General features: G+C 36.8%; 13 protein-coding genes. 8 read left to right on the top strand and 5 right to left on the bottom strand.

Annotated elements, in window-relative coordinates:
- Positions 1-111 precede the first annotated feature (111 nt).
- The 8 genes from A7A78_RS12040 (at position 112) to A7A78_RS12010 (ending at position 8,459) form a co-directional block, all read left to right on the top strand.
- Positions 112-1,272, top strand: coding sequence for a homogentisate 1,2-dioxygenase (locus tag A7A78_RS12040; protein WP_068762714.1), 1,161 nt, complete (start codon positions 112-114; stop codon positions 1,270-1,272).
- 24 nt (positions 1,273-1,296) lie between these two features.
- A complete protein-coding gene (locus tag A7A78_RS12035; protein WP_068762713.1) occupies positions 1,297-1,539 on the top strand; it encodes a hypothetical protein in 243 nt (80 codons plus the stop codon).
- Complete coding sequence (locus A7A78_RS15155; RefSeq protein WP_165593569.1) at positions 1,509-1,685, top strand: hypothetical protein; 177 nt, start codon at positions 1,509-1,511, stop codon at positions 1,683-1,685. Before A7A78_RS12035 ends, A7A78_RS15155 begins: the two co-directional genes overlap by 31 nt.
- A gap of 130 nt (positions 1,686-1,815) precedes the next feature.
- Complete coding sequence (hppD, locus tag A7A78_RS12030) at positions 1,816-2,976, top strand: 4-hydroxyphenylpyruvate dioxygenase (RefSeq protein ID WP_068762712.1); 1,161 nt, start codon at positions 1,816-1,818, stop codon at positions 2,974-2,976.
- 106 nt (positions 2,977-3,082) lie between these two features.
- Positions 3,083-3,859 carry a DUF3108 domain-containing protein gene (locus tag A7A78_RS12025; protein ID WP_068762711.1) on the top strand — a complete coding sequence of 259 codons (777 nt, stop codon included), beginning with the start codon at positions 3,083-3,085 and terminating at the stop codon, positions 3,857-3,859.
- 27 nt (positions 3,860-3,886) lie between these two features.
- On the top strand, positions 3,887-5,110 hold the full coding sequence (locus A7A78_RS12020; protein ID WP_068762710.1) for a M23 family metallopeptidase: 1,224 nt from the start codon (positions 3,887-3,889) through the stop codon (positions 5,108-5,110).
- 187 nt (positions 5,111-5,297) lie between these two features.
- Entirely contained in the window at positions 5,298-7,922 is a 2,625-nt protein-coding gene (locus A7A78_RS12015) for a TonB-dependent receptor (protein ID WP_068762709.1), read from the top strand.
- Between the two features lie 96 nt (positions 7,923-8,018).
- On the top strand, positions 8,019-8,459 hold the full coding sequence (locus A7A78_RS12010) for a COX15/CtaA family protein (RefSeq protein WP_068762708.1): 441 nt from the start codon (positions 8,019-8,021) through the stop codon (positions 8,457-8,459).
- Between the two features lie 64 nt (positions 8,460-8,523).
- On the opposite strand, the gene A7A78_RS12005 is transcribed toward A7A78_RS12010, so the two are convergent.
- From A7A78_RS12005 to A7A78_RS11985, 5 genes are all read right to left on the bottom strand, one after another.
- On the bottom strand, positions 8,524-9,267 hold the full coding sequence (locus tag A7A78_RS12005) for a COG4705 family protein (protein ID WP_068762707.1): 744 nt from the start codon (positions 9,265-9,267) through the stop codon (positions 8,524-8,526).
- Between the two features lie 9 nt (positions 9,268-9,276).
- Positions 9,277-10,041, bottom strand: coding sequence for a phosphatase PAP2 family protein (locus tag A7A78_RS12000; protein WP_068762706.1), 765 nt, complete (start codon positions 10,039-10,041; stop codon positions 9,277-9,279).
- Positions 10,042-10,099: 58 nt separating this feature from the next.
- On the bottom strand, positions 10,100-10,552 hold the full coding sequence (locus A7A78_RS11995) for a PepSY-like domain-containing protein (RefSeq protein WP_068762705.1): 453 nt from the start codon (positions 10,550-10,552) through the stop codon (positions 10,100-10,102).
- A gap of 68 nt (positions 10,553-10,620) precedes the next feature.
- The gene (locus A7A78_RS11990; RefSeq protein WP_131811145.1) at positions 10,621-10,923 is read right to left on the bottom strand and encodes a hypothetical protein; all 303 of its coding nucleotides are present in this window, start codon (positions 10,921-10,923) and stop codon (positions 10,621-10,623) included.
- 148 nt (positions 10,924-11,071) lie between these two features.
- Positions 11,072-12,130, bottom strand: coding sequence for an endonuclease/exonuclease/phosphatase family protein (locus A7A78_RS11985; protein ID WP_068762703.1), 1,059 nt, complete (start codon positions 12,128-12,130; stop codon positions 11,072-11,074).
- Positions 12,131-12,176 lie beyond the last annotated feature (46 nt).

Here is a 12,176-nt window from a genome sequence, read left to right as displayed (position 1 = left end):
GATATTTGTGGAGAAGAGTTACTAGTTTAAATGGTTATTATGTTATTTGGAAAACTTTCAATAAACAAATAACTATCAACCAATAACTCAATAACCTGTTAACTTAAAAAGATGCCTTTCTATCATAAACTGGGCAAAATACCGCCCAAACGCCATACACAATTTCGAAAACCTGACGGAACCCTTTATTCTGAACAACTTTTTGGAACAATAGGTTTTGATGGGATGTATAGTAATATTTATCACGAATACAGACCTACACAGGTTAAGGAAATAAAAAAGCAATACAATGTTGCGCCCAAGATTGCACGTGCAAATAATATGGAATCTTTACGGCTGAAGGGTTTTGATGTAAAACCTGAAAAAGACTATCTCAGCAGCCGAAAAACAGTACTTACAAATAGCGATTGCAGTATAATTCTTGCCGCTCCGCAGGAATCCCTAAAAGATTATTTTTATAAAAACACAGATGCCGATGAATTAATTTTCATCCATAAAGGCAGCGGAAAACTTAGAACTTTTTTAGGAAATCTCGATTTTAAATACGGCGATTACCTTGTAGTGCCTCGCGGAATAATTTATCAAATAGATTTTGACACGGAAGATAACCGTCTTTTTATCGTTGAATCACGAAGACCAATCTATACACCTAAAAGATACAGAAACTGGTTTGGACAATTGTTGGAACATTCGCCTTATTGTGAACGCGATATTCGCAAACCGCAGGAACTGGAAAGCCATGATGAAAAAGGTGAATTTTTGGTAAAAGTGAAAAAAAGGGACGAAATTTTTGAAATGGTTTACGCCACACATCCTTTTGATGTGGTTGGCTATGACGGCTATAATTTTCCATACGCCTTTTCAATCCACGATTTTGAACCTATTACCGGTCGAATTCACCAACCACCGCCAGTGCATCAAACATTTGAAACAGATGCGTTTGTAGTTTGTAGTTTCGTGCCAAGACTTTATGATTATCACCCTGACAGTATTCCCGCTCCATACAACCACAGCAATATTGATAGCGATGAGGTGTTGTATTATGTAGATGGTGATTTTATGAGCCGAAACGATATTGAAGCAGGCCAAATAACGCTTCACCCAGCAGGAATTCCACACGGGCCACACCCGGGGGCTGCAGAAAGAAGTATCGGTAAAACAGAAACCGAAGAATTGGCCGTTATGGTAGATACCTTTAAACCATTACAGGTTACCGAGGATGGCTTGAAACTTTCGGACGGTAGCTATTATCAAAGCTGGTTAGAAAAATAGGCTTACAATTATCAATTTAAAATTATGACTGTAAAACAAAAAATTATTGCGCAAATAAATTCTATAGAAGACGAAAACATTCTTAATGAAATTTTCAGTTTGATTTCTGCTGAATTCTTTTTTGAAGAGACTTATAAATTCTCTCCTTCGGAACTGCAGCAAGTGAATGAAGCTATTGAAGATGCAGACAATAATAGATATTTTTCCCAAAAAGAATCAGAAAAATTGGTTGCCCAATGGCTTCAAGAGAAATCCGTTGGACTATAAGGGCGACACAAGATAAATTGGCCATTTATGAATATTGGACAAATAGAAATAAATCTATATTATATGCGCAGAAGTTGGAAAAACTTTTCAATGAAGTTATAAAATTGCAGCAATTTATCCTTCTGCAGGAATTAAAACCGAAGTAATTAATGTGAGAATTCAAATTATAAAAGATTTTAAAATAGTTTATAGAATAAAAGAAAACATATTGGAAGTTCTTGCCATTTGGGACACAAGGCAAAATCCGAAGAACTTTAAATATTAAAGATTAAAATTATGAGCAAAGAAGTAAAATCAGTCGATTACGGACTGGAAAAAATATTTGAAGGTGCAGAAGATTTTCTACCTTTATTGGGAACCGATTATGTAGAGTTTTATGTAGGCAACGCAAAACAATCCGCACATTTTTATAAAACAGCTTTCGGGTTTCAATCCTACGCCTATAAAGGACTGGAAACTGGTTCACGCGATTCTGTGAGTTATGTTTTGAAGCAGGATAAAATCAGGCTGGTTCTTACTACGCCTTTGAACAGTAAATCGCCAATAAATGATCATATCGTAAAACACGGTGACGGTGTAAAAGTAATCGCCCTTTGGGTTGATGATGCGCGCAGTGCTTTTGAAGAAACCACCAAACGCGGAGCAAAACCCTATTTGGAACCTACCGTTGAAAAGGATGAGCACGGCGAAGTGGTTCGCAGCGGGATTTATACGTATGGTGAAACCGTGCATATGTTCGTGGAACGCAAAAACTATAACGGAACATTTCTTCCTGGTTTTCGCGAATGGAAAAGTGATTACAACCCAACCCCAACTGGCTTAAAATATATTGACCATATGGTTGGCAATGTGGGCTGGGGCCAAATGGATAAATGGGTGAAATGGTATGAAGATGTTATGGGTTTTGTAAATTTCCTTTCATTTGATGACAAGCAGATTCACACCGAATATTCAGCTTTGATGAGTAAAGTGATGAGCAATGGCAACGGACGGATTAAATTCCCAATAAACGAACCTGCCAAAGGAATAAAAAAATCACAAATTGAAGAATATCTGGATTTTTACGAAGATTCTGGGGTACAGCATTTAGCCGTTGCAACGGACGATATTATTAAAACAGTGAGCCAATTGAAAGAGCGCGGCATAGAATTTTTGCCACCGCCACCGCAGGCCTATTATGATGACATTCCCCGTCGTTTGGGAGAACACATGAAAATGATGAAGGAAGACATCAACGAGCTTAAAAATTTATCTATTATGATAGATGCGGATGAAGAGGGCTACTTGCTTCAAATATTCACAAAGCCTTTGGAAGACCGTCCAACCTTATTTTTTGAAATCATTCAGCGTATGGGAGCAAAAGGTTTTGGAGCCGGAAATTTCAAGGCACTTTTTGAATCTATAGAGCGCGAACAGGAGCAACGAGGGACCTTATAAAAATGTAACATTTGCAAAACCCCATCGTCTTAAGAAGGTGGGGTTTATTTTTTTTGGAACGGTAGTTGTAATTTTTGAAACCATAAACTCACTAAGTAAATAATCTATGAAAAAGCTACTTGCGCTTTTATTTCTTTTTTGCAATATATTTTTAATTTCTGCCCAGGAAAGGGCTTACGGCGATGGTGAGTATTTTAAATTCCGCGTGCATTATGGTTTTGTAACAGCCGGTTATGCAACGCTGAATGTGAAAAATGCTTCCATAAATGGAAAGGATGTTTTTCATGTTCGGGGTTTTGGTGAAACGGTTGGTGTTTCAAAATGGTTTTTTAAGGTTGAAGATGACTATCAATCCTATATTGATAAGGATAAAAATATTCCATATCGTTTCATACGTAAAATTGATGAAGGCGGTTATACCAAAGATATTCAGATTGACTTTAACCATGCTACCAGTAAGGCCATTGTAAACGATAAAAAGCATAATGAAAAGACTGAGTTTTCTTTCCCCAAAGAAACGCAGGATATGATTTCGGCATTTTATTATCTGCGAAATAAATTGGATACTGAAAACATTAAGGAAGGAGAAGTTGTTGAAATGAATATGTTTTTTGATAAGGAAAATTACAAATTCAAGCTAAAATTTCTGGGAAGGGAAACATTAGAAACTAATTTTGGTTATGTTCGCACTTTAATTTTTAGACCGTATGTTCAGTCTGGCCGTGTTTTTAAGGAAAAGGAAAGCCTTACCGTCTGGATTAGTGATGATAATAACAAAATCCCGCTTCTTATTAAAGCAGATTTGGCCGTTGGATCTTTAAAAGCAACATTAACTGAATTTAAAGGCTTGCAGCATTCATTCAAAATAATTGCAAATAAATAAAACCGATAATACCGAAAACTCCCAACATTGAAGAATTTAATTTTAGCAGCATTAACACTAACCCTACTTACCACAGCTTGTGAAAATAACAAAGAAGAAATAACCGACGCCAATAAAATGGTTGAAGAACCAATAATTGAACAATACGGTTATATTCTTAATGACTTCAACGTAATCCGAGACACAATACGTTCGGGAGATACTTTTGGCGACATCCTTTTTGCCAATGGTGTTTCACAGGAAAAAATAATGGAGGTGGCTACAAAATTCCGCGACAGTTTTGATGTGCGTAAAATTGGTGTAGGTAAACCATACGTGCTACTTAACAGTAAAGATTCTTTGAACAAAACACAGGTTTTTATTTACGAAACCAATCCTATTGATTATGCTGTCGTAGATTTTCGGGACACCTTGTCCATTTATAACAGCCAAAAGCCAGTTCGTTATGAAGAACGCGAAGCATCTGGAATAATAACCAGTTCCCTTTCCGCAACCATGGAGGAGCAAAATCTGAGTCCTTATATGACGGATCAGCTTGCCAGTATTTATGCTTGGACAGTTAACTTTTTTAAACTTCAGCCAGGCGATAGGTTTAAAGTAGTTTATACAGAAAAATTTATAGATGATACCATTCCCGGAGGTCTTCAGGAAATAAAAGCTGCATATTTTGAACACCGCGGTAAGCCATTGTATGCCTTCAAATTTACATCTGATTCATTGGGAAAAATTTCAGGGTATTATGATGAACAGGCCAACAATTTGAAACGCGCCTTTTTGAAGGCTCCAGTAAAATTTAGCAGAATATCTTCCCGCTATAACTTAAACAGAAGAATAAAATATTACGGTTTCAAACTTCGTCCACACCGCGGAACAGACTTTGCGGCTCCCGTGGGCACTCCAATTTTGGCTACGGCCGATGGGGTAGTAACAAAATCAGAATACAGAGGAGGTAACGGAAATTATGTAAAAATACAGCACAATGGCACTTATGAAACCCAATATTTGCACATGAAAGCTCGAAATGTAAAAGCGGGTCAACACGTTAGCCAAGGCGATGTTATTGGGTGGATTGGAATGACCGGAAATACAAGTGGCCCGCATGTGTGTTACCGATTTTGGAAAAATGGAAAAGAGGTAGATCCATTTAAGGATGATACTCCTTTTTCGCAACCACTTCCTAACGAATTACGCGACCAATATTTTGCAAATCTGCTTCCAATCAAGGAAAAACTGGATTGCATTTCTTTTTAAATTTTTCCTAAGCATAACATGTTAATAACCTTGTTATTAAATAACATTCAGTTTGTCAGGGCTTTAGACTTTAAATTTTATATTTATTCAACGGTATTTTTCTTAAAGATTTCTTAACCAATTTTATTGGTCAGAACCTATTTAAGATTGTATTTTTGCCGAAATTTTTAAATCTAAACTCAAACTCATGAGAAAACTCTTACTCTTTGTTTTTTTATTGGGCGGTTTTGCCGCTTTTTCACAAGCAACGGTTACAGGAACTGTAATCGATTCTGAATCAAAAGCTCCTTTATCTGGCGCAAATGTTATTGAAACGGGTACTACAAATGGTGCCATTACCGATTTCGATGGAAATTTCACATTGGAAACTTCTGGAAAAACGGGTACACTTACCATATCATATGTTGGTTACACAATCCAAAAAGTTCCTTTTAAAGGATCAGCAAACCTTGGTAATGTTGAAATTACTGTAGATGCTGATGCACTTGAAGAGGTTGTTATTGTTGGTAGAGGGATTATAGATATGGCAAGGGATAGACAAACCCCTATTGCCGTTTCAACGGTTACTGCTGCTGAAATTCAAGCTAAGGCTGTAGGTAACGTAGAATTTCCCGAAGCTATAAAAAGTACTCCAAGTGTTTACGTTTCTAACCAAGCGGGTGGTTTTGGAGATTCACAAATGTTTTTACGTGGTTTTGACCAAACAAACACTGCTTTCCTTTTAAACGGTCAGCCAATCAACGGAATGGAAGACGGTAAAATGTACTGGTCTAATTGGTCCGGTATGTCAGACGTTGCAAACGCTGTGCAGGTTCAACGTGGTTTAGGTTCTTCAAAACTAGCTATTTCTTCAGTGGGTGGTACTATAAACATTGTGTCTCGCGCTGCTGGTAGAAAAGAAGGTGGTTTTGCACGTTTTATGACTGGTAATGACAGTTATTTCAAAGGAACCTTAAGCTACGACTCTGGTTTAAAAGGAAAATGGGCTTACTCATTTATGTTTGACCACTGGCAAGCACACAGAAAATATTCAGACGGTACTGCTGGTCAAGGGCAAAACTATTTTATAGGTATTGGTTTTGTGCCAAATGATAAGCACTCTTTAAACTTTTTATTGACTGGAGCACCACAGTATCACGACCAGAACTTCTCAAAATCTTTGGAAGATTATGCACGTTACGGAAAACGTTATAATAACAACTCTGGATTTTTGGATGGAGAGCGTTATACCTTAAGAAGAAACTACTACCATAAGCCAATCATAAACCTTAACTGGGATTGGACCATTAGCGATAAAACAAACTTATCTTCTGTTGCCTATGCTTCTTTTGGCCGCGGAGGTGGAACAGGCCCTGCAGGTAGCTCAAGAAACATAATTCGTGAAGACAATGGCGAAATAGATTTCAACGCTATTATTGACAATAACATAGAAACCGCCGAAAACGGAATAGGAAGCTATGGAGCTGGATCACTTGCAAGAAGAATGTCTGTTAACAACCACAACTGGTATGGTTTCCTTACTAATCTTGAAAGTGCGGTAAGCGATAACTTTACATTTAATATTGGAGCAGATACACGTTTCTACAAAGGAAGCCACTGGTACCAAATGAACAATCTTTTGGGTCTTCAAGGCTATGCAGATAACTTTGGCTACGGTGATCAAAGACCAAGCGACTATGTTATAAGCGAAACTTTTGAGGCAAATCCTTGGGCAGCTTTATTTAATTCTGCAGATGAAGGGCAACGTTTCAACTATGACTATTCAGAATACATCAATTACATAGGTGGTTTCGGTCAAGCTGAATATAAAACAGACAGTTTTTCTGCTTTTGTTCAAGGAGCAGTTTCTACACAGAGCTATCAAAGAGAAGGTCGTGCACAAGGAACTGAAATTGAAGGTGTAAACGGTCTTGGAAAATCTGAAAAGGTAAACAAACTTGGTTATAATATTAAAGGAGGAATGGGTTATACCTTCATTGAAAACAATACTGTTTTTGCAAATGCTGGGTACTATTCAAGACAACCTTATTTGGATAATATTTTTGATGATATCAGAAACTCAAACTATATTCTTGAAGGCGATAACGAAATTGATAATGAAGAAATTTTAGGAGTTGAAGTAGGCTATAGACTCCGTGCGGGAGCCTTTAGTTTAGACTTAAATGGTTACTACACTAGCTGGGGTAATAGATTCCTAAGAGGAGGTTTTATTGAAGGAGATCCAACTTCGTCAAATCCAGTTGAACAAGTAGATCGTTACCAAAAGTTCACAGATATTACACAAGTTCACAAGGGGTTTGAATTTGAAGGTAAATATCGTTATTCCAGCGCTTTTATGTTTAGAGCTTTCGGAAGTATCGGTAACTGGAAATACGATGGAAAAACACCTTTCCAAACCAGAGATGATGAAACTAATGCATTATTGGAAGAAGGTTCTGTTGATTTAAGTGGAACAAAAGTGGGCAATGCGCCACAAACTTCTTTTGGTTTTGGTTTCAAATACAATGTTATTGGCGGTCTTAGTGTAGATGCAGATTATAACATCTATACAGATCTTTACGGTTTTGTGGATTCTGGTGATGTTGTTGATGCTTCAATCGCTGGTGAGGTTTACCAAGCTGAGCGTTTGCCTGCATACAGTGTTTTAGATGCTGGTATTACTTATAAGTTTGGCCTTGGCGGTAATGATTTCACAATTCGTGCAAACTGCTACAACGCTACTAACGAAATGTACTTGAGCCAAAAAGATTCATTCGGTTACTTCTACGGTAACGGAAGAACTTGGAATGCAAGTCTTCGCTACGATTTCTAATAAAAACTCGATTGTTTTTAAAAATGCCCCGAACTTTTGGGGCATTTTTTTTGTTTATAAACCTTATCTTTGAAACACTTCAAAAAATAATTAAAGATGTATACAACCATTCAATTTATCCATTCCTATTGGGCTTATTTAGTGCTTCTTATTGTTGTTCTTGCAACCTTGAATGCTCTTGCTGGGTTTTTCTCAAAAAGGGAATACGGCGCAAAGGATTTTAGAATTTCATTATTTGCGCTTATCGTTACACACATTCAATTATTGATCGGGCTAATTTTATATTTTGTTTCGCCATTGGGTTTGCAAAATATTTCAAACAGCGGAATGGGTGCAGTGATGAAAGATTCTACTGCCCGTCTTTACGCTGTAGAGCATCCAATGGTTATGATTTTGACCGTGATTTTTATAACCATCGGCTATTCAAAACACAAAAAGAAACTGCTTTCCAGCGGAAAATTTAAAACCCTGGCTATTTTCTATAGCATTGCCTTAATCCTTATGCTCAGTAGAATTCCTTGGAGCCAATGGTTTTAAAATTTAGCTTTTTCAAAAAAAATCCTGCTATTTTTCAGCAGGATTTTTTTTAATAGGAAACCGACTATGCTGTTTTTGTTTTTAAACGCTTGTGTGAAACAAAAATCAAGATACTGATAAGTATAATTGAAACAATGGAAGCGTTCAGTGTACCAAGATCCAATCCGCCTTTTGTTATGGGCTTGGTCAAAAAATCACCAAAGGTCGCCCCAAAAGGACGCGTGAATATAAAGGCAATCCAAAACAGTACAATTTGATTTATTTTAGTGAAATAGTGCAGCAAGACTACAATTAGAATAATACTTGCCGTAACTAACGCCCCGTTCAAATAGCTCATTCCCACAACGTCACTTAAATAATCTCCAAAGGCAGTTCCCAAACTGTTTGAAAACAAAATTGCAATCCAGTAAAGAATTTCCTTTTCCCTTTCAAAAATCGGGAACACACTCAAGCTTTTAAATTTTTTACGCCAAAGAAATAGTGTTGTTAACAAACAAGCAAAAAGAATAATACTGCCAAGGGTATATCCTAAATTCAAGCTCCGATCCATAAAATCTGAAATCTCCGTTCCCAATGTTGTGGTCGCTATAATGACCAGCCAATAAAAAACGGGTATATATCTTTTTGAATAAAGTTGAATTAAAAGAACAGTCAAAAAGAAAGCGGCGGTTATACCGATGCCCACCGCATAACCCAAGTTGAGGGTCATTGATAAAAAATCACCCAAAGTTTCACCTAGAGTGGTCGCAATGATTTTCATTAACCAGAAAATCAGCGTTATTTCTGCTACTTTATTTATGTTTTTCATTTTTAATTTTTAATTAAAGTTTAATAGAATTCCTGCCCCCAATTGTTTTCCATTATAAAAAGGAGCAGCCATGGCAGTTGTTCGGTTTTCTTTACTAGTAAATATATATTTATCCATAAGCGGGAAAACCCAGTATGCAATTTTTGTAGTTAGAATTCCAATGCCAGCACCCATCGCCACATCAGTAAGCCAATGCTTATCGTTGTAAATTCTGAAAAACCCCGTTCCCGCAGCAACAAAATATCCCGAGATTCCATACCAAAAGGAAACATCTTTATACTCCTGCCACAAAAATTCTGCACTTGCAAAGGCGGTGGCAGTATGTCCGGATGGAAAAGAATTAAAACCACTTTTATCGGGTCGCTCAATGCTGGTTGTTTTCTTCATAACGGTAACCCAAGTCCCCATTAACAAATAGGAAGTTCCTAAAATAATGGTTCGGTCCTTAAAATTGTTTTTGCCTTCAACACCAAAAAGATTTAGGCCATAAACTGCTGCCGCTGGAGCGTATTGCGAAAAATCGTCTATAGTGAATTTATCATCTATATCTTCTGTTACCTCTTCCCGAATATTGGCATTAAATCCTTTTAACCCATCACTCTCAATACCAATAATACCATAAGCCAACAATGCGGAAGGGATGATCAACGCTTTATAGTCAAATTTTACACCTTTTTTATTTATGTGAAAAATACTGTCCGTTTTCGTGATTTCCTGTGAAAAGACTGTATTGACACAAAGAAAAAGCAAAAGCATTAAGTGTTTGGTTTTCATGGTTTCAGAAGTTTTAAAAAAAGGCAGCACAGATAAATGTACTGCCTTTTTGTTTAACTCAATCCTCTGCATCATTATCGGTATCGTCATCCTGTAGCTCTTTTCCGTTTGCATCATAAAAAAACTCTTCTGAGCTTAAAAGCTTTTTCACTTCAATTTCATAGTACATTTTGCCTTCGGAAGTTTCAATTTTTGCAATAGTTTTCAGTTTATCGTCTTTATGGGAATTTGTAAAACTTTGCTTTACTAATTCTGGTAATTCCTCATAAGGAATCCCTTGTTCGGTCTCTAACCATTTTCCAGTGTTGGAAAAATTTGCAGAATATTTTACGCCCTTCATTGTAAACTCGGCTTCATATTCAAGTGAATTTTCCTTGTCCCAAGAAACATTTGTGGCGTTTGTAAATTTTGTTTTGAATACGGAATCTACCGCAGCAGGCACTTTTTTCTGTGCACAGCCTGTTGCAACGGCACATAAAATTGCCAGGGCAACGAAAAATATATTTTTCATTTTTTTGCTTTTTTAAATTAGAATTGATTGCTTCGTTCGAATTTCAAACGAGGTCATAAAAACATAAATTAAGCAATTATGGGAGGGTGAAAAACTTTGGAAGTGAAATTGGAAGCTAAAAGATTTTCAGAAGAATAAATGATTTCTTTTGGTTCAATATTTTGAAAAGTAGTCGTTTTAAAGTTAAACGGACTTATAAATTGGAATAAAGTTATTTGTGAATGGTTCTGCGTTTGCAGCGGCGTATGCGGTTTTTGTTCGTCGCCGTTATCGTGTTTGTCAAACATTCCGTCAAAATTTAAAAGATGGTCTGTCACAAAATCGAAGGGCGTCAAATCTTTGTCCTCTTGTGCCCTACAGTGACTATACATTTCGGGGAGATTAGGCAGTACGGAGAAATTCCCCATTGGCAAACAAAAAGTCCCCAATGTATAAAAAGAAATGAAGAAAATTTTTAGCGTTTTTAACACGAGTCTTTAACGTTTATAAACAGTTTTTATTGGATAAGTGAAATAATAATTAGTTTTTAGTCTTTTCCTTTATCAAATAAATATACACTGGAAAATGGTCACTATACCCGCCCGTAAATCCGTTTACAAAACTTCGGAAAGGGTAGCCTTTGTATTGTCCGCGCGGAGTTTCCAAATAACTCTTGTTGAAAATCCCCGCTTTATAAAAACGATAGGAAGAATAGTCTTTTTTGGTCAATTCCGTTGAAAGGATTATTTGGTCAAAAAGGTTCCAAGCATCCCGATAGGCCAAGGTTCCCAAGCCGTTTTTAAACATAGCTTCCATTGGATTGTAAAGTTCTTTCAGTTCCATATCCTCGCGTTCATCCTTGGCTTTCAAAATCTCCTTTACGCTTGCACTGGTGGGATCATCGTTCAAATCACCCATCGTTATGATTTTCGCATATGGGTTTTCACTAAACAAGGAATCCATTATGTGTTTATTGAGTTGTGCGGCTTTCAAGCGTTTGGTTCGGCTAAGTGCTTCGCCACCGCTTCGGGACGGCCAGTGATTAACAATTATATGTATTTTTTCGCCATCAAACATGCCGCTCACCAAAAGTTGGTCCCTAGTATAAATCCGTTTTGTTTTGTCATCGTCGTCATATAAAAACAATTCATAGGCTTTGGAATTTGTAGGAGTAAATACTTTCTTTTCATAAAGCAAAGCCACATCAATTCCGCGCCTATCCGGGCTGTCAAAATGTACTATTCCATAATTTTTATTTACCAATGGTTTTTGGTTCAGCAAATCTTCCAATACGCGGCGATTTTCAATTTCACTAACCCCAATAATTGCAGGAGAAGTTCCCGTAACGTCTGCCCCAATTTCAGAAATAACTTTTGCCATATTTGCCAATTTCGCTTCATAAATTTCCTGGGTCCAATGGTCTTTACCTTCTGGCGTTCGGTCATCATCAAAAGTTATTGGGTCGTCTTCGTAATCGAAAAGATTTTCAAGATTGTAAAAGGCAATCGTATTTATTTTATACTCTTTTTCTGTTTGGGAAAATAAAAATGTGCTCCAAAATAAGGATAGAAAAATAGAATATCGAAAAAGCTTCAACATGATTAAAACAAAACTTTAATGGTAAAAAGTTAACAATATTTATAGT

Source organism: Aequorivita soesokkakensis (assembly GCF_001641085.1).
Taxonomy (GTDB): domain Bacteria; phylum Bacteroidota; class Bacteroidia; order Flavobacteriales; family Flavobacteriaceae; genus Aequorivita; species Aequorivita soesokkakensis.
This window is presented reverse-complemented; position numbering and strand designations above follow the sequence as displayed.

Bases quoted from the DNA above. Each gene is read 5' to 3' on its own strand.
- A7A78_RS12040 (WP_068762714.1), top strand. From the start codon at position 112: ATGCCTTTCTATCATAAACTGGGCAAAATACCGCCCAAACGCCATACA.
- A7A78_RS12035 (WP_068762713.1), top strand. From the start codon at position 1,297: ATGACTGTAAAACAAAAAATTATTGCGCAAATAAATTCTATAGAAGAC.
- A7A78_RS15155 (WP_165593569.1), top strand. From the start codon at position 1,509: ATGGCTTCAAGAGAAATCCGTTGGACTATAAGGGCGACACAAGATAAA.
- hppD (WP_068762712.1), top strand. From the start codon at position 1,816: ATGAGCAAAGAAGTAAAATCAGTCGATTACGGACTGGAAAAAATATTT.
- A7A78_RS12025 (WP_068762711.1), top strand. From the start codon at position 3,083: ATGAAAAAGCTACTTGCGCTTTTATTTCTTTTTTGCAATATATTTTTA.
- A7A78_RS12015 (WP_068762709.1), top strand. From the start codon at position 5,298: ATGAGAAAACTCTTACTCTTTGTTTTTTTATTGGGCGGTTTTGCCGCT.
- A7A78_RS12010 (WP_068762708.1), top strand. From the start codon at position 8,019: ATGTATACAACCATTCAATTTATCCATTCCTATTGGGCTTATTTAGTG.
- A7A78_RS12005 (WP_068762707.1), bottom strand. From the start codon at position 9,267: ATGAAAAACATAAATAAAGTAGCAGAAATAACGCTGATTTTCTGGTTA.
- A7A78_RS12000 (WP_068762706.1), bottom strand. From the start codon at position 10,041: ATGAAAACCAAACACTTAATGCTTTTGCTTTTTCTTTGTGTCAATACA.
- A7A78_RS11995 (WP_068762705.1), bottom strand. From the start codon at position 10,552: ATGAAAAATATATTTTTCGTTGCCCTGGCAATTTTATGTGCCGTTGCA.
- A7A78_RS11990 (WP_131811145.1), bottom strand. From the start codon at position 10,923: ATGTATAGTCACTGTAGGGCACAAGAGGACAAAGATTTGACGCCCTTC.
- A7A78_RS11985 (WP_068762703.1), bottom strand. From the start codon at position 12,130: ATGTTGAAGCTTTTTCGATATTCTATTTTTCTATCCTTATTTTGGAGC.